Source organism: Cupriavidus sp. GW821-FHT02F09, from assembly GCF_059421605.1.
This window is the reverse complement of record NZ_JBWKVH010000024.1, coordinates 1-16,827: the sequence shown is the minus strand read 5'-3', so window position 1 is coordinate 16,827 and position 16,827 is coordinate 1. Positions and strand designations below refer to the sequence as shown.

13 protein-coding genes are annotated in these 16,827 nt (G+C 62.5%); 11 read left to right on the top strand and 2 right to left on the bottom strand.

Features of this window, described 5'->3' with window-relative positions:
* The first annotated feature begins 66 nt into the window (after window positions 1-66).
* The 11 genes from araD to AC07XB_RS23780 all read left to right on the top strand — a co-directional run bounded on the left by araD (window position 67) and on the right by AC07XB_RS23780 (window position 12,101).
* Window positions 67-1,803, top strand: a complete 1,737-nt coding sequence (araD, locus tag AC07XB_RS23830) for an L-arabinonate dehydratase (protein ID WP_492830064.1) — start codon at window positions 67-69, stop codon at window positions 1,801-1,803.
* A 115-nt stretch (window positions 1,804-1,918) separates the two neighbouring features.
* The gene (locus AC07XB_RS23825) at window positions 1,919-2,650 is read left to right on the top strand and encodes an HpcH/HpaI aldolase family protein (RefSeq protein WP_492830062.1); all 732 of its coding nucleotides are present in this window, start codon (window positions 1,919-1,921) and stop codon (window positions 2,648-2,650) included.
* 6 nt (window positions 2,651-2,656) lie between these two features.
* The gene (locus AC07XB_RS23820) at window positions 2,657-3,559 is read left to right on the top strand and encodes an aldose 1-epimerase (RefSeq protein WP_492830060.1); all 903 of its coding nucleotides are present in this window, start codon (window positions 2,657-2,659) and stop codon (window positions 3,557-3,559) included.
* The gene (locus tag AC07XB_RS23815) at window positions 3,556-4,455 is read left to right on the top strand and encodes an SMP-30/gluconolactonase/LRE family protein (RefSeq protein WP_492830058.1); all 900 of its coding nucleotides are present in this window, start codon (window positions 3,556-3,558) and stop codon (window positions 4,453-4,455) included. Before AC07XB_RS23820 ends, AC07XB_RS23815 begins: the two co-directional genes overlap by 4 nt.
* An 8-nt stretch (window positions 4,456-4,463) precedes the next feature.
* Window positions 4,464-5,927: an NAD-dependent succinate-semialdehyde dehydrogenase gene (locus tag AC07XB_RS23810; RefSeq protein WP_492830056.1), complete on the top strand. Its 1,464-nt coding sequence runs from the start codon at window positions 4,464-4,466 to the stop codon at window positions 5,925-5,927.
* The gene (locus AC07XB_RS23805; RefSeq protein ID WP_492830054.1) at window positions 5,884-7,098 is read left to right on the top strand and encodes a porin; all 1,215 of its coding nucleotides are present in this window, start codon (window positions 5,884-5,886) and stop codon (window positions 7,096-7,098) included. Before AC07XB_RS23810 ends, AC07XB_RS23805 begins: the two co-directional genes overlap by 44 nt.
* Before the next feature lie 106 nt (window positions 7,099-7,204).
* Complete coding sequence (locus AC07XB_RS23800) at window positions 7,205-8,134, top strand: NAD(P)-dependent oxidoreductase (protein ID WP_492830052.1); 930 nt, start codon at window positions 7,205-7,207, stop codon at window positions 8,132-8,134.
* A gap of 67 nt (window positions 8,135-8,201) precedes the next feature.
* Window positions 8,202-8,969: an SDR family NAD(P)-dependent oxidoreductase gene (locus AC07XB_RS23795; RefSeq protein ID WP_492830050.1), complete on the top strand. Its 768-nt coding sequence runs from the start codon at window positions 8,202-8,204 to the stop codon at window positions 8,967-8,969.
* A gap of 13 nt (window positions 8,970-8,982) precedes the next feature.
* A complete protein-coding gene (locus AC07XB_RS23790; RefSeq protein ID WP_492830048.1) occupies window positions 8,983-9,873 on the top strand; it encodes a sulfite exporter TauE/SafE family protein in 891 nt (296 codons plus the stop codon).
* Between the two features lie 167 nt (window positions 9,874-10,040).
* Window positions 10,041-11,045 carry a Bug family tripartite tricarboxylate transporter substrate binding protein gene (locus tag AC07XB_RS23785; RefSeq protein WP_492830046.1) on the top strand — a complete coding sequence of 335 codons (1,005 nt, stop codon included), beginning with the start codon at window positions 10,041-10,043 and terminating at the stop codon, window positions 11,043-11,045.
* Between the two features lie 69 nt (window positions 11,046-11,114).
* Window positions 11,115-12,101, top strand: a complete 987-nt coding sequence (locus tag AC07XB_RS23780; protein ID WP_492830044.1) for a tripartite tricarboxylate transporter substrate binding protein — start codon at window positions 11,115-11,117, stop codon at window positions 12,099-12,101.
* A 51-nt stretch (window positions 12,102-12,152) separates the two neighbouring features.
* Here the strand turns inward: AC07XB_RS23780 and AC07XB_RS23775 are convergent, their stop codons facing one another.
* The gene (locus AC07XB_RS23775) at window positions 12,153-12,893 is read right to left on the bottom strand and encodes a GntR family transcriptional regulator (RefSeq protein ID WP_492830042.1); all 741 of its coding nucleotides are present in this window, start codon (window positions 12,891-12,893) and stop codon (window positions 12,153-12,155) included.
* Window positions 12,894-13,060: 167 nt separating this feature from the next.
* On the bottom strand, window positions 13,061-16,570 hold the full coding sequence (locus AC07XB_RS23770) for a pyruvate carboxylase (RefSeq protein ID WP_492830040.1): 3,510 nt from the start codon (window positions 16,568-16,570) through the stop codon (window positions 13,061-13,063).
* Window positions 16,571-16,827: the final 257 nt, after the last annotated feature.

Here is a 16,827-nt window from a genome sequence, read left to right as displayed (position 1 = left end):
GCAGCGCTATTATTTCGCAGCGCTACGAAATACATCGTCGCGAACGGACCAAAGCTCCCTATCGCCATGTCTGAACCTCGCCCTCTTGCCTCGCTCCGCAGTCAACGCTGGTTCGCAGCGGACACGATCCGTGCCTTTGCACATCGCCAGCGGCTACAACAGATCGGCTGGCGCCGCGACGACTTCATGGGAAAGCCTATTGTCGCCATCATCAACACCTGGAGCGAGATGTCGCCTTGCCATGCGCATCTGCGCGACCGCGCCGAGGCAGTTAAGCGCGGCGTTTGGCAGGCGGGTGGCTTTCCGGTGGAGCTGCCAGCACTTTCGGTGGGAGAGGTCATGGTCAAGCCGACCACGATGCTGTACCGCAACCTGCTGGCGATGGAAGTGGAAGAGCTGCTGCGTTCCCATCCCGTGGACGGGGCGGTGCTGCTGGGCGGTTGCGACAAATCCACGCCAGGCCTCCTGATGGGCGCCTTTAGCATGGACCTGCCCGCGATCTTCTGCCCTGCAGGACCGATGCTCAATGGACAGTGGCGCGGCGCCAAAACAGGCGCCGGCACCCATACAAAGAAGTATTGGGACGCGCGCCGCCTCGGCGAGATCACGACGGCGGACTGGGTCGAGCTCGAAGGCGCAATGACGCGCTCGGTCGGCACCTGCAACACCATGGGCACCGCATCGACTATGACATCGATCGCCGACGCCCTGGGCATGACACTCCCCGGGGCGAGCAGCATCCCCGCGGCAGACGCCAGCCACATGCGCATGGCGACCGAATGCGGAGTACGCATCGTCGAGGCGATCTGGCAAGACCGCAAACCGTCAACTTTCATCGACGCCGACAGCTTCCATAACGGCCTGATCACCTACATGGCGTTGGGCGGCTCCACCAACGCCGCCATCCATCTGATTGCGATGGCGCGCCGCGTCGGGGTGAACGTGACACTGAGCCAGATGGCTGCGATTGCCAGTGAGGTACCGGTGCTGGCCAACCTGTTTCCCGCAGGCGACGCGCTGATGGAGGACTATCACTTCGCCGGCGGCCTGCATGCCCTGCTGGCACGCGTGCGCCATCTGCTCAAGCTCGATGCGCAGATGGTCGACGGCAGCAGCATGGCCGAGCGCCTCCGGGACGCGGTCTGTCTCGACGACGACATCATCCGTCCGCTCCACAACCCAGTCGTGCCGCTGTCGCAAGGCAATACGTTGACGGTACTGCATGGCAATCTGTGCCCCGACGGGGCTGTGATGAAACCCAGCGCGGCCGACCCGCACCTGCGCAAACACGTGGGACCGGCCCTGGTGTTCGACGACCACGCGGAGCTGAGCGCTCGCATCGATGCGCCGGACCTCGACGTCTCACCCGACACCGTACTGATCCTGCGCAACGCCGGCCCTGTTGGGGCACCGGGCATGCCCGAGTGGGGCAACCTGCCGATCCCTCGCAAGCTGCTCGAGGCGGGTGTGCGAGACATGGTCCGCATCTCCGACAGCCGTATGAGCGGCACCCACTTTGGGAGTTGCGTACTGCATGTCGCACCGGAATCGGCGGTTGGCGGCCCGCTCGCCCTGGTGAAGACCGGTGACCTGATCCGGCTCGATGTAGAGGCCGGCACGCTTGACATGCTCGTCGACGACGAGGAACTCGCTCGCCGCCGCGCCGAATGGAAACCGACACGCAAGCCCTATCCGCGCTCGTATGTGTCGCTGTATCAGAGCCATGTGACGCAGGCCAACGAGGGCTGCGATTTCGACTTCCTCCAAGCACCGGGCCACGTTCCCGAGCCCGATATCTACTGACCGCGCAGCCGCGCCCCTTTTCGAAGAGCTCTCAATGACTTTGCCGACCAATCCTTTCCTGACCCGCATTGCGAAGGTCAAAGACGGTGCAAACGCACCCCTCGGTTCTTGGCTCATGACGGCTAGTCCCCTGGTCAGCGAGGCCATGGGTATCGCCGGCTTCGACTTTCTCGTCGTCGACATGGAGCACGTTCCCATCGACGTGCCCGACATGGTCTCAATCCTGCAAGCGCTGTCCGGCACCCCGGCCGCGCCAGTGGTGCGGCTGCCGTGGAATGACATGGTCACCGTCAAGCGCGTGCTCGATGCCGGCGCGCGCACGGTGATGTTTCCATTCGTGCAGAGCGCCGAGGAAGCCGCGCGCGCCGTGTCCTACACGCGATATCCGCCGCACGGTGTGCGCGGCGTGGCGGCCATGCACCGCGGCAGCCGCTTCGGCACAACGCCGGACTACCTGCGCGAAGCGCACCAGGAACTGGCTGTGATCGTCCAGCTGGAATCGCCCGAAGCCCTGGCCCAACTCGAAGCGATTGCCGCCGTGCCCGGCGTTGACGCCATCTTCGTCGGCCCGGGGGACCTGTCGGCCGCGATGGGCCATCCCGGCGACATCAGCGCCGCACCGGTCCAGGACGCGCTACAAGACGCCGCTCGGCGGTGCCGGGCGGTCGGCATACCGTGCGGCATCGTTGGCGGCAATGTCGAGACGGTACATCGCTACATCGAATGGGGCTATGACTTCGTCGCCATCGCCTCGGATCTGGCCATGGTGATGCGCGAAGCGACCAGTGTGGTCCAGGCGCTCGGTGCAGCCGGCCAGGCGCGCCATGTCGGCGCTGCTCCCTACTGATTCGCCATGTCGGCCACGACTCTCACGCTCGCCAGTGCCGCCACGCGGATGGTGCTCTGCCCCACCGTGGGCGGCGCCATCGTCAGCCTGCACCATGCCAGCCGGCCCGTGCTGCGCGCCGGGGGCGCCGAGGCTGTGGCCAGCGCCAACGTGCGGCAATTGGCTTGCTACCCGCGGGTGCCCTTCTCGAACCGGATCGACTCGGGCCGATTCCAGTGGCGCGGCCAGACCCATGCGCTGGCACGCAATTTTGGCGACCATCCGCATCCGCTGCACGGAAACGGCTGGCAACAGCCGTGGGATGTCGCCGTACACGGCCCAAGCCAAGCGATCTTGACGCTACGCCATGACGCGCGCACACCAGGCCTGTGGCCATTTCCATTCATCGCCGAGCAAACCTTCACGGTTCACGACAACAGCGCGGAAGTCCGCTTGCGCCTAACCAACCTTGCTGACCATGACGTGCCGGCCGGCCTTGGTTGGCACCCGTATTTCGACCGCACCAGCGATGTCGAACTCGGCTTCTTTGCCAAGCGCGTTTGGCTGCAAGGCGACACAGGTCTGCCGACCCTAGCCGTACCGGTGCCGCCGCAGTGGGACTTCGCCTCGGTGCGCAGGCTCGGCACCCAGCCCGATCCCGGGCTGGACAACTGTTTCGCGGACTGGGACGGCGAGGCAGTGATCCGTTACCCCTCCCGGCGTCTCGCCGTGCGCATGCGTGCCCCTGCCCCCCTGCGCCATCTCGTCGTGTTCACGCCGCCCGCGCAGGACTTCTTCGCCGTGGAACCGGTCTCGCATCGCAATGCCGCTCTTAACGCTTCGGATCCTGGCGCGCACGGCGTACTGACGCTCGCTCCGGGCGCGTCCTGCGAAGCCGTATTCCAACTATTTTTTGAGCACCTGTCATGAATTCGCCATTCGATTGCGTGCGCCGGGAGCCGGCACACCTTGGGGAATGTCCGCGCTGGGACGCACGTGCGCAACGCCTGCTGTGGATCGATATCCAGGCCCCGGCCCTCCACTGCTACGACCCTGCCAACGGCACCGACACGACCGTCGCCATGGACGAGCACATTGGCTGCATTGCGCAGCATGAATCGGGCCATCTCGTCGCCGGCATGCGCACCGGACTCTGGTTGCTCGACGCCACGGGACGCAAGCTCGTTCAACTGGCGACCAACCCCGAAGACCACGCTGCCAGCCGCTTCAACGATGGCCGCGCCGACCCCGCCGGCCGCTTCTGGACCGGCACCATCGACGAGCCCCGGGCGGGAGGGCAGGCCCACCTCTACCGCTACGATACGCGCGGCCTGCACGACATGGGCGGCGGTCTCCTGACCTCGAACGGCTTGGCCTTCAGCCCAGACGGCCGCTGGCTCTATCACAGCGACACACCGCGCTTCGTCGTCTATCGCTATCCGTTCGATACCGCCAGCGGAACACTGGGCGCACGCGAGGTTTTTCTGGCGATGGACCGCGTGCTGTACGGCAGCGGACGCCCCGATGGCGCCGCCGTTGATGTGGATGGTTGCTATTGGAGCGCGCTCTATGAAGGCGGCTGCGTCATCCGCGTGGCGCCGGACGGTCGCATCCTCGCGCGCTACGAACTGCCGGTGCGCTGCCCGACCATGTGCGCCTTCGGCGATGCCGACCTGCGCACGCTCTACGTGACTTCAGCCAGTGCCGGCCGCGACGCTGAGGAGCTGGAGTCTCATCCACTTTCCGGCGGCCTGTTCGCGATGCGCGTGCCCGTGGCCGGCCTGCCCGAGCCGCGCTGCACGTTCCCGTTGCCGCCCAACTTCTAAAGAATGCCATGCTCAAACTCAACGACTCGACGCTGCTGCGCACGCAAGCATTCATCAACGGCAACTGGTGCGATGCCAATGACGGAGGCCGTATTAACGTAACCGACCCCGCCACGCTGAGCGTGATCGCCAGCGTGCCGGCGATGGGGACGGCCGAGACGCGGCGCGCCATTGCCGACGCCGAAGCCGCATTGCCGGCCTGGCGGGCGCTGACCGCGCGCGAGCGCGGCCAGCGCCTGCGCAATTGGCACGAGCTGATACTGGCAAATCAGCAGGACCTGGCTGCGCTGATGACCGCCGAGCAAGGTAAGCCCCTGGCGGAGTCCCGCGGCGAAATCGCGTTCGCCGCCAGCTTCCTCGAATGGTTCGCCGAGGAAGCACGCCGCATCGACGGCGAAGTCATCGCCACACCGGCCAATGACCGCCGCTTGCTGACGCTGCGCCAACCTGTGGGCGTTTGTGGCGCGATCACCCCATGGAACTTTCCCGCCGCGATGATCACCCGCAAGGTCGGCCCCGCGCTGGCAGCCGGTTGCACAATGGTGCTCAAACCGGCTTCGCAAACACCGTTGTCCGCGCTAGCGCTGGCCGAGCTGGCAACGCGCGCGGGCATTCCGGCGGGCGTGCTCAATGTCGTCACGGGCACGCCCGAGCCGATTGCCATCGAGCTGACGAGCAACCGCGCGGTGCGCAAGCTGACTTTCACCGGCTCGACGCGAATCGGATCGCTGTTGATGGCGCAAGGCGCCCAACAAATTCAGAAGGCGTCGATGGAACTCGGCGGCAACGCGCCGTTCATCGTCTTCGACGACGCCGACATCGACGCGGCCGTGGATGGCGCGCTGATCGCCAAGTACCGCAACAACGGCCAGACCTGCGTCTGCGCCAACCGCCTGTTCGTGCAGGACGGCATCTACGATGCCTTCATCGAGCGCTTCACGACGCGCGTACAGGCACTCAAGGTCGGTGCCGGCACGGACTCCTCTGTCCAGATCGGGCCGTTCATCGACGAGCGAGCGCTGAAGAAAACTCAGGAGCTCCTTGAAGACGCCCTGGCCAATGGCGCTAGGTTGGCCTGCGGCGGCGAGCACATACATCCGGATGGCCTCCCCGGCCACTTTTTGACGCCGGCAGTGTTGACCGAGGTCCATGCGGATATGCGCGTGATGCGCGAGGAGATCTTTGGTCCCGTGGCGCCGGTCATGCGCTTCACCGATGAGGCCGATGTTATCGCCAAGGCCAACGACACCGAATACGGCCTGGCCAGCTATTTCTACAGCCGGGATCTGGCGCGCGTCTGGCGTGTCGCGGAGGCGCTGGAGTACGGCATGGTCGGCATCAACACCGGCCTGATCTCGACCGCCGAGGCACCGTTCGGTGGCGTCAAGCAATCGGGCCTGGGCCGCGAAGGATCGCGTCACGGCATCGATGAGTACCTGGAAATCAAGTATCTCTGCATGGGAATCGCATGAGCAGCTTGCTCCAGGAGCATCACGCTGCATGCGAAGTAGCGCGTATTTAGACGTTCAGTTCAAAGAAAAACGGAGGAGGAGTATGTCAAGAAAGGGAGCCCTGCGGCGTGCGGCAAAGCAAACGGCAAAGTATGCCGGGGGCGTCGGGTGTATTGTGGGCTGCAGCGCCGTACACGCACAAGTCACCATGTATGGGATAGTCGATTCAGCGATTGAGTACGGCCGTTTCGACAGGGGAGTGCCGGCACTGACTCGACTGCAAAGCGGAGACATCCAGGCCTCGCGCCTGGGCTTGCGCGGCGTCGAGGACTTGGGTGCGGGCCTGCAGGCCCGCTTTCAGCTGGAAATGGGGATATCGATCGATACCGGCAACGGCGGCGGCAATACGCTGTGGAATCGCGGCTCGACAGTCGGGCTTGCCAGCAAGGACTACGGCAGTATCGACCTCGGCAAGATGTATGTGCCGATCTACTGGTCCTACGTGGCCACCGACGTCAGTACCTACGGCCTGGCGAACCTGAGCAGTACGATGAGCCTGCAGCATACGGCCGCGCTCGGCAAGACTGGTACAGGGGGGTTCTACGACAACGCGATCCGTTACCGGATCCCCACACTCGGCGGCCTGAATGCGGAGATTGGCTATTCGTTCGGCAACGAGCGTGTGGACAGCCAACGACAGGACGGTCGCAACTATGGCGCCAGCGTCCAGTACCAAAGCGGGCCAGTGCGGGTCGCGGCGGGATACAACCAGTTTCGCTATTACGCCACGCCCTCAGCGACGGTTGCCTCGCGCCAGACCACATGGCTCAGCGGCGGTGCATACGATGCTGGCTTCGTGGTGATTGGTGCCAACTTTATCCACACCGCGCGTACCGACAACAACTGGCAGGGCAACACGTGGCTGCTGAACGCGAAGATCCCCGTTGGCGCCTCCGATATCAATATCGGGACGGCACGCCTCGTCGAAACCGGTGGTAAAACCTCACAGGCCTTTCACCTTGGCTATGTCTATCACCTTTCCAAGCGCACGGACCTATACGGCTACGGCGCCTATATCGCCAACAACAGCAAGGGCAACCGGGGCTTCGCCGTGTTTGCGCCCAACTATGCCTTCGTGACACCGGGTTACAACCCGATGGCGTTCGCATTGGGTCTGCGCCACGCGTTCTGAGCCCGCCCGGGCGCGTAGCTAAAACATCGCGCTCCGGCACGCGGCAGATCAAAGCGTTTCGTGATCACAGTGAACGGCAAAGGCGACGACATGAAGTCTCTGTCCGGTGCGCTTTTCACCGTGCGCACCGCTATCGCCAGCCTGTGCGAACCGGCCGTCAAAGAGGATTGTGATGAAGAAGATCGGATTTATCGGACTAGGCTTGATGGGCGAAGCCATGGCCAAGAATATCGTCGCCAAATTCCCGGGGGAGGTCTGGGTTTACGACATCAACCCAAGCGCGGTAGCCAAACTGGTCGAAGTCGGCGCCGTCGCCGCGCCCTCCATCGCGGATATCGCCCGGACGGCCGATGCGATCATCAGCATGGTGCCCAAGTCAGAGTACGTCAAGGCTGTGTATGCCGAGATGCTCCCGCACTTGCACGAAGGCCAGATCACCATTGATATGTCGACCATCGATCCGAGTGTTTCCCGTTCGTTGGCGGCACGGGTGCGAGCCAAGGGTGCCGAGATGCTGGATGCCCCGGTGGTCAAGTCAGTTCCGGCTGCCATCAAGGCTGAACTTGGAATCTATGTCGGTGGCGACAAGACAGCTCATGAACGGGTGCGCCATATCCTCGCGATGATGGGTTGTAACCAGATTCATCTCGGGGAAAACGGTAGCGGGCTTGAGATGAAGATGATCCACAACGTCCTGGTTGCTGGTATCCAGAACAGCGTCAACGAAATGTTGGCCGCAGCCGAAGCCTATGGGATCGACAAAGCGAGTTTTAACGAAGCGATTTCCTACGGGGGCGGCGGCAATTTCTATCTCACCAGCAAAATCGCCGGCCTGATCAATGCAGACTACAAACCTGCTTTTTCCATGGTGAACATGGCAAAAGATGTTGACATCATGTACGACATGCTGCAGGAAAAGCGCCTGAACCTACCCGGTGTCGCGCTGGTGAAGAAGATCTATGACCAAGCCATTGCGGCGGGTCTTGGAGCGGAAGACTTCAGCGCCACGTTCGAGCTGGTCAAGCAAAACATCTGATCGAAAAAAGGACCGATCCCCAGAGTCGATCAGATCAAGAGAATACCTAACAAAACAGGAGACTCAGGTGAACTATTTGGAAAACGTGAAGTACGCCTCCTTGGCAGACAAGGTGGTCGCAATTACCGGAGGGGCAACAGGCATCGGCGAAGAGCTGGTCCGCGCTTTTGTCAGCCAAGGTTGCAGGGTCGCATTCCTGGATTTCAATAGCGAAGCCGGTAAAAAACTGGCTGGCGAACTCGACTGCTTCTTCCTGTATAGCGATATCACAAACGTGCCGGAATTCAAGGCATGCTTCAAAGAGATCGAGGGAAAGCTGGGCACGATCGACATATTGGTCAATAACGCTGGCAGTGATGATCACCACAAGATCGAGGATATCACCGAGGAATACTTCGAAGATCGCATCAACGTCAACCTCCGCCACCAGATCTTCGCCATCCAGGCCGTCATCGACGGCATGGCCAAGAAAGGTAGCGGCAGCATCATCAACATGGGTTCGATCAATTGGATGCGCGGCCGCCCTGGCCGGGTGCTGTATTCGCTCTCGAAGGCAGCGATCCACGGCTTCACCCGCACGTTGGCGCAGGAACTGGGCGACCGTAACATCCGTGTCAACAGCCTGGTTCCGGGCGCGATCCGCACGCCGAAGCAGGACGTCATGTGGGCGAAGCTGGATCCGGCCCAGGTCAATCAGTTCATCGAGTTGCAGGCGCTCAAATTTCGTCTTGATGGCACGCATTGCGCCCGTCTGGCCCTGTTCCTGGGCTCCAACGAATCCTGCGGATGCACGGGGCAGGATTTCATCGTTGATGCAGGCCTGACTTTAAACTGAGACGAGCAATATCATGGACTTCTTTCACATTTCCACCCCTGACGGAACCCCGGTCGAATCCACGACCGTGATTACGGTTGTCTGCCTGATGTTCATGTACACCTTCGTTGGCATCTGCGCCGGCTTTGGCGGCGGTTTGACGACCATGCCGCTGGTCTCGATGCTGCTGCCGGTCAAGATGGCGGCGCCCATGGCGGTGATTGTCGGCTCCGCCACGGCGCTTTACGCCACATGGCTGTCCCGCAAGGATACCGACTGGAAGTCCGCTGTGGTCTTGATCGCCTTTTCGATGCTGGGCATCCCGGTTGGCCTCTATGCGCTGTCGAACCTGCCCGACGGCATCATGAAGATCGCCCTCGGCGTGTTCCTCCTCATCTATTCGTTCTACAGCTTGTTCATTCCGCGCTTGCCGACCTACAACAAGCGCTGGATCGCCGCGCCGATGGGCGCCATCGCTGGCGCGATGGGCGCTGCATTCTCGACCAATGGCCCGCCTCTGGTGATCTACGCCATGCTGCGTAACCTCGGTCCGGCGGCTTTCCGAGGCACACTGAATGCTGTCTTCACCGCTAACAACATCATGATCATCGGCGGCCTGTTCACGGGTGGCATTTTGACCATGTCGTCCGTGAAGCTGGTGATCTTCTCGATTCCCACGATGATCCTAGGCTCGCTGGTGGGGCAATTCGTGCATAAGCGCCTACCGCCCCCCGTGTTCCGCAAGCTAGTGTTCTATCTTCTGATTGGTTCCGGCGCCATGCTGATCAAGGGCGCTGCCAAGCTGCCGGCGCTACCGGTGCTGGGTGTCGCCTTTGGCACCCTGCTCATCTTCACGCTGCTCTTTGGCAAGAAGGTCGCCGCGATCCGCGCCGAACAGCAAGGAGCCGCTGCCGCAAGAAAATAAACGGAAGCAGCCACCAGACCCATCCATCGTTGATCGCATCGCAAAAAGCTCAGTCTGCGCGCCATGCGTTCTGAGCACACCAACGTGCCGGATAGGTAGCCGCCATCGCGCCCTGACACGCGGCAACTCAACACTTCGTGATCACAATGAACGACAAAGGAGACAACATGAAGCCGATCCGCCGCCGTACCGCCCTGCTTTCGACCACCGCCTTGTGCATCACGTTGTCCTGTGGCCTCGCGCCGCTTGACGCGCACGCGCAAACTGCGAGATATCCTGACCGTCCCGTGACGCTCGTCGTGCCTTACCCGGCCGGCGGCGCCGCCGACATATTCGCGCGTGCGTTCGCCCAGGCGCTCGGCGCCCGGCTGGGGCAGCCAGTCGTTATCGACAACCGCGGCGGCGCCAATGGCAATATCGGCTCGGCTTACGTGGCGAAGCAGCAACCCGCCGACGGTTACACCCTACTGCTCGGCACGACGAGCACGCTCGCGATCAATCCGCATCTGTATCGCAATATGGGCTACGATCCGCTGAAGGATCTGCAACCGGTTACGCTGTCGCACCAGATGCCAAACGTGCTCGTCGCGAATCCCTCGGCACCGTTCTCGGACGTGGCTTCGCTCGTTGTGCAAGCCAAAGGCAACCCCAATGCCTACAGCTACGCGTCGGCCGGCAACGGCAACACGATGCACATTGCCGGTGAACAGTTCCTCGCGGCCACGGGGGCGAAGCTCATCCACGTGCCGTACCGCGGCGGGGCGCCGGCGATGAACGACGTGCTCGCCGGCCAGGTCCCGCTGATGTTCAACAACCTCCCCGCGGTCGTGCCGTTCGTCAAGGCCGGCAAATTGCGCGCCCTGGCCGTGGCCGATACCAGGCGCGCTCCCATCCTGCCCGACGTGCCGACGATGGCCGAAGCCGGCGTACCCGGCTACACGTCCTTGGTCTGGAACGGCATTCTCGTACGCAAGGACACGCCGCCGGCCATCGTCGCCACGCTTTCGCGCGAAATGAGTGCTGTGCTCAAGGCGCCGGAATTCCGCGCGCCGCTGGAAGCGCAGGGCTTTGACGTTCTTTCCTCCACGCCCGAGGCGTTCGAGGCCAGGATCCGAAAGGAGTATGACATGATGGGAGCGCTCGTGAAGCGCGCCGGCATCCATCTCGACTGACGGCGTATCCCGCGCAAAACATCATCAAGGCGGCAACCCATAGACACGCCCAATCCTGAGGAGATATCGATGAATACCGAGCCCCCGCGCGACTGTGCCAGGATGGGACTTTCCGCGCTCGCCGCGCTATGCGCACTTTGCTCGCTCGCAGCGCCGGCGATACCCGCCCTCGCGCAGGGTTACCCGGCGCGGCCGGTCACGGTGATCGTCCCTTTCGGCCCTGGCGGCACGACCGACATCATGGCGCGGCTGCTACAGAAGTCGCTGGGCGACGAGATCGGCGTCCGCGTGGTGGTAGAGAACCGTGCCGGTGCGAGCGGCACGATAGGCATGTCGGCGCTCGCCCGCGCGACGCCGGACGGCTACACGCTCGGCATGGCGACCGTGGGTCCGGAAGTCATCCAGCCCGCGTTGCGCGATACCGGCTATACGAACGCGAGCTTTGACCATATCTGCGGCACCTATGATGTCCCACTGATGATGATGGTGACCCGCGATTCGCCCTTCCGATCGCTCACCATCGTCGCGAACTACGCGAAAGCGAATCCCGGCAGGCTGAGCTACGGCTCATCAGGCCAGGGCACGTCGCTCCATCTATCGATGGTCATGCTGCTGGATCGCCTGAAGGCCGATGCCCTGCACGTGCCGTACAAGACCTCGGGCGAGATGGTGACGGGGCTCATGGGCAAGCAGATCATGGTGTTCAACGAAACGCCGACGATCTCGACGCAATACCAGCTACGCGGTTTGGCGGTGTTTGCCGACAAACGGCTCGTCAACTATCCCGACGTGCCCACCGCGACAGAACTCGGCTATCCCGTCAAGGCGACCGTCTGGGGCGGCTTGATCGCGCCGCGCGGGCTCCCCGCACCTGTGCGCAGGAAACTCGAAGCCGCCTGCGCGAAGGCCGTCCACAACGACGCTTACAAGCGCCAGGCCGAGCACCTCAACACGCCACTCGTTTATCGGGACGCCGCGGCCTTTGAATCTTTCGCGGCTGCCGAAGCCAAATCGTATGGCACGCTGATCCGCAACGCCGGGCTCGCAGGCCGCTGAGGCGAGTTCCTGCGCCCCGGCTGCGCGCGGGTCGCGTCTCATTGATTCCGCCTACGGTTGGGACAGAGCGAATTCATGACTGGTTGTGTCGAGGCGAGACACGCGATACTCGATGCGTTCGTCATGGAATGAAGACGCAATCCTCAATATCTTGAGTAGTGGACTGCCAACCGGAACCCCCAGCAACGTGTGGTCATCCTCTTCCGCCAGCGCGGACCGCAAATGTTCCTCGATGCGAATGACGTTGATGCCGAAGATGTCCTGGTAGAAGTTGTAGAGTGTATTCGGCCGCTCGCGCAGCTGCTTTTCAGTCAGACCCTTGAAGCGCACCTCGGGGACCGTGATGGCATCGATTATCACGGGCTTCCCTTCCAGCGAGAGAACATTGGTGAACCGGAACACGGGATCCCCGACCGCGATGGCCAAAGCGGTGGCCTCTTCCTTGTCGGCTTTCGCCCGGCGAAACCTTGCCAGGCGTACGCTGGGATACTCGCGATGCCCGTCCTGCCTAACGATCCGGAAGAACCGGAAGAAGTGGTCTTCCTGGCGGTGCGTCGCAACATACGTGCCTCGCCCTTGATGGCGAATCATGATGTTCTCCGCCACCAGTTCGTCAATCGCCTTGCGCAGGGTGCCGATTGAAACACCGAATCGGTCGGTCAGCTTGCGCTCGGACGGAATGGCTTCGCCCGCCTTCCACTCTCCCGCCGCAAGCGCGGCAAGGATTGCATGTTTAACATCTTTGTACAGCACGCCACCAACAGCGCTGCCGGCGTCAAATTGCGTACCCACGTTCAGAGTCCCGTTTGACGATCGCACAAGCCGGGGCAACCGGTTGCACATTTCATCTGATATAGATAAGCAAGATCATAGCAAAGTGTTTGAGTGGCTCACAAACCAGGCATCCCCCAAGCGGCCAGTACATTGGGGTTCATTGACCGCTGGCCACATAGCTTTCGTCAATCCGTGCGCGTCAGTTCGATCAGCAAATCCTTCGCGGCCACACGGTCTCCCTGTTGAACATGCACGGCGGCAATCTCGCAGTCGCGGTCAGCTGCGATGTGGGTTTCCATCTTCATCGCCTCCAGGGCCATCAGCGTCGTGCCTGCTGCGACGCGTTGCCCGGGTTGGACAGCCACGGTAACGATCGCACCCGGCATCGGCGCCGCAATATGCAGCGAATTTTCGGGATCGGCAATCGGACGGCTCTTGCGTGGCGAACCGGCATGTGCGGCACTCCGCTGCGCGACCAGCGCCGTCCGCGATTGTCCATTCAGCTCGAACTGGACTTTGATGATGCCCTCTTCGGTGTCCGGGTGCGTTCCCTGCAGGGCGACCAGCAAGGTCTTACCCGCTGCGATGTCGACAGCCACTTCTTCCTGCGGCTGCAAACCGTACAGGAAAGCCGGGGTCGGCAGCACCGACGTATCGTTATAGACTCGCACGTGCGCGTGGTAGTCGCTCGCCTGCTTCGGATACATCAGGTACGATGCAAGCTGCCGGTCGTCGAGCGGCTGCTCACAGGCGGCCTCTGCCGCAGCGCGCGCCGCCTCAAGATCGACGGCCGGGATCTGGTCACCTGGCCGGTAAGGCGCGGGCGGGTCGCCCCGAAGCACCTTGCGCGAGAGTTCCGCGGGAAAGCCGTCGAGTGGGAAGCCGAGTTCGCCTTTGAACAACGAGATGACCGACTCGGGAAACGCGACTTCCTTTCCTAGATCGCACACATCGACGGCACTCATATCATTGGCCACCATCATCAATGCCAGATCGCCGACCACCTTCGAGGTGGGCGTCACCTTGACGATGTCGCCGAACATCCGGTTGACTTCAGCGTATGCGCGCGACACCTCGGTCCAGCGATGCTCGATACCGAGGGAGCGTGCCTGCTCACGCAGGTTGGTGTACTGGCCGCCCGGCATCTCATGACGATAAACGTCGGCGGTGCCGGCCCGGACCTCGGATTCGAACGGCGCGTAGTAACGACGGACCCCCTCCCAATACATCGACGCTTCGTGCAGCCGCTCCGGGCTGAGCCCAGGATCGCGTTCGCTGCCCGCCAATGCCGCAGCGATGCTCGACAGGTTCGGCTGCGATGTGAGTCCGCTCATTGCATCGAGCGCACCATCAACCGCATCGCAACCCGCATCAATTGCAGCCAATGCGGACGCGGCCGAGATGCCGCTGGTGTCGTGCGTATGGAAATGGACAGGCAAGCCGGTCTCTTCCTTGAGTGCCTTGACGAGCGCGGCGGCAGCCTGCGGACGGCAAATCCCCGCCATGTCCTTAATGCCAAGCACGTGCACACCGGCGCGTTGCAGCTCACGCGCGATACCTATGTAGTAGTTCAGGTCGTATTTTGCACGGGAAGGGTCGAAGATGTCGCCCGTATAGCAGATCGCGCCTTCGCACAGCGCACCGCTCTCACACACGGCATCGATTGAAACTCGCATATTAGACACCCAGTTCAACGAATCAAACACGCGGAACACATCCACGCCGGCGCTGGCGGCCTGGCGGACAAAGAAGCGGACCACGTTGTCCGCATAATTCGTGTAGCCGACAGCGTTCGAGCCGCGCAGCAGCATCTGGAACAGGACGTTCGGGACCCGTTCGCGCAACTGCGCAAGACGTTGCCATGGGTCCTCCTTGAGGAAGCGCAGCGCCACGTCGAACGTCGCGCCGCCCCAGCACTCCAGCGAGAACAGTTGCGACAGCTCGCGTGCGTAGAACGGCGCGATCGGCAGCATGTCTGCGGTGCGCATGCGCGTTGCGAACAGCGACTGGTGCGCGTCGCGCATGGTCGTGTCAGTCAGCAGCACCTGTTTCTGGTTGAGCATCCAGTGCGCGAACTTTTCCGCGCCGAGCTCCCGCAGTCGGTCGCGCGTGCCATAGGGAGGCGCGGCGGTGGTGTCAATGGCGGGCAGCACCGGCTTAGGCAGGGGCAACGACGGCAGCAAGCGGCCGCTCAATTCAGCATATCCATTGACGCTCACCTCGCCGAGATAGCGCAGCAGCTTGGTTGCGCGGTCTAGCCTCTTGGTAAAGGCCAGCAGTTCGGGGGTCAGTTCGATGAAGCGTGTCGTGACATCACCTAACCCGAAGGCGGGATGGTTAATGAGGTTTTCGAGGAACTGAAGGTTTGAAGCGACACCACGAATGCGGAACTCGCGCAGCGCGCGGTCCATCCGCCGAATCGACTCGGCGGCCGTGGGCGCCCAGGTGGTCACCTTGACCAGCAGCGAATCGTAGTACGGCGTGATCACTGCGCCGCCGTAGGCGGTGCCGGCATCGAGACGCACACCAAAGCCCGCCGCGCTGCGGTAGGCGGTGAGCCGCCCATAGTCTGGCAGGAAGCCATTCTCCGGGTCCTCGGTCGTGATCCGGCATTGCAGGGCATGGCCGTTCAGCGGAATCGCCGCCTGGGCTGGCACGCCCGCGGCTCGCACGCTGATGTCGCCGTTCTCAGTGAGCGTGTCTTCGGTCATGCCGATCAAGCCGCCTTCCGTGACACGGATCTGCGCCTTGACGATGTCGATCCCGGTGATCATTTCCGTAACCGTGTGCTCGACCTGGATGCGCGGATTGACCTCGATGAAGTGGAATTGCCCGGAGTCCGCATCCATCAGGAATTCCACTGTGCCGGCATGCGTATAGCCGACCGCGCTCATGAGGCGCAGCGCCGCTTCGCAGAGCGCAGCCCGGCCGACATCATCCAGGTATGGCGCAGGTGCCCGCTCGACGACCTTCTGGTTGCGCCGCTGCACCGTGCAGTCGCGCTCGTAGAGATGCACGAGGTTGCCGTGCGTGTCGCCAAGCACCTGTACCTCGACGTGGCGCGCGTTGCGCACCAGCTTTTCCACATACACCTCGTCGTTACCGAACGCTGCGAGCGCCTCGCGCCGAGCCGCGGCAATCGCAGTGTCGAGATCCTGCTCGCCTTCCAGAACGCGCATGCCCCGTCCACCTCCCCCCCAGCTCGCCTTGAGCATCAGCGGGTAGCCGACTCCAGCAGCAAGACGCTTGCATGTGTCCAGATCATGGGGCAGCGGATCCGTTGCCGGCATGACGGGTACACCGGCCGCGATTGCCGCATTGCGCGCTGCCACCTTGTTGCCGAGCATGCGCATGACCTGCGGCAAGGGGCCGACCCATCGTATCCCGGCGTCGATGACAGCCTGTGCGAACTCGGGATTCTCAGAAAGAAAACCATAGCCCGGATGGATAGCGTCGACCCTCGCTTGTCTTGCAATGCGCAGGATGTCATCGATGTCGAGGTACGCTGCCAAGGGCTTCTTGCCGTCGCCGACCAGGTAGCTCTCATCGGCCTTGAAGCGATGGAGCGCAAGACGGTCTTCCTTCGAATAAATCGCCACCGTCCGGATGTTCATCTCGGCAGCGACCCGCATCACGCGGATCGCGATCTCGGAACGGTTGGCAATTAGCAGGGATGTGATTTGGGCGTAAGCCATAGGGCGCACAAAGAAGAGAACCAGCCATGCGCAGGAGGCACTGCATGGTCAATTGATCAAAGATGCAGTGCTTCAGGTCAGTTCTTCCGCGCTGCGAAAATAGAAAAGTCGCGGCCAAATTCCCTGACCGCCTTACAGGACAATTGCCTTTTGGCTAGTGGCCAAGTCCGGCGCATCAGGCCGCCTTGCCCATGTCTTCCACCACCTTCTTGGCGTCGCCGAACACCATCATGGTCTTGTCCATGTAGAACAGCTCG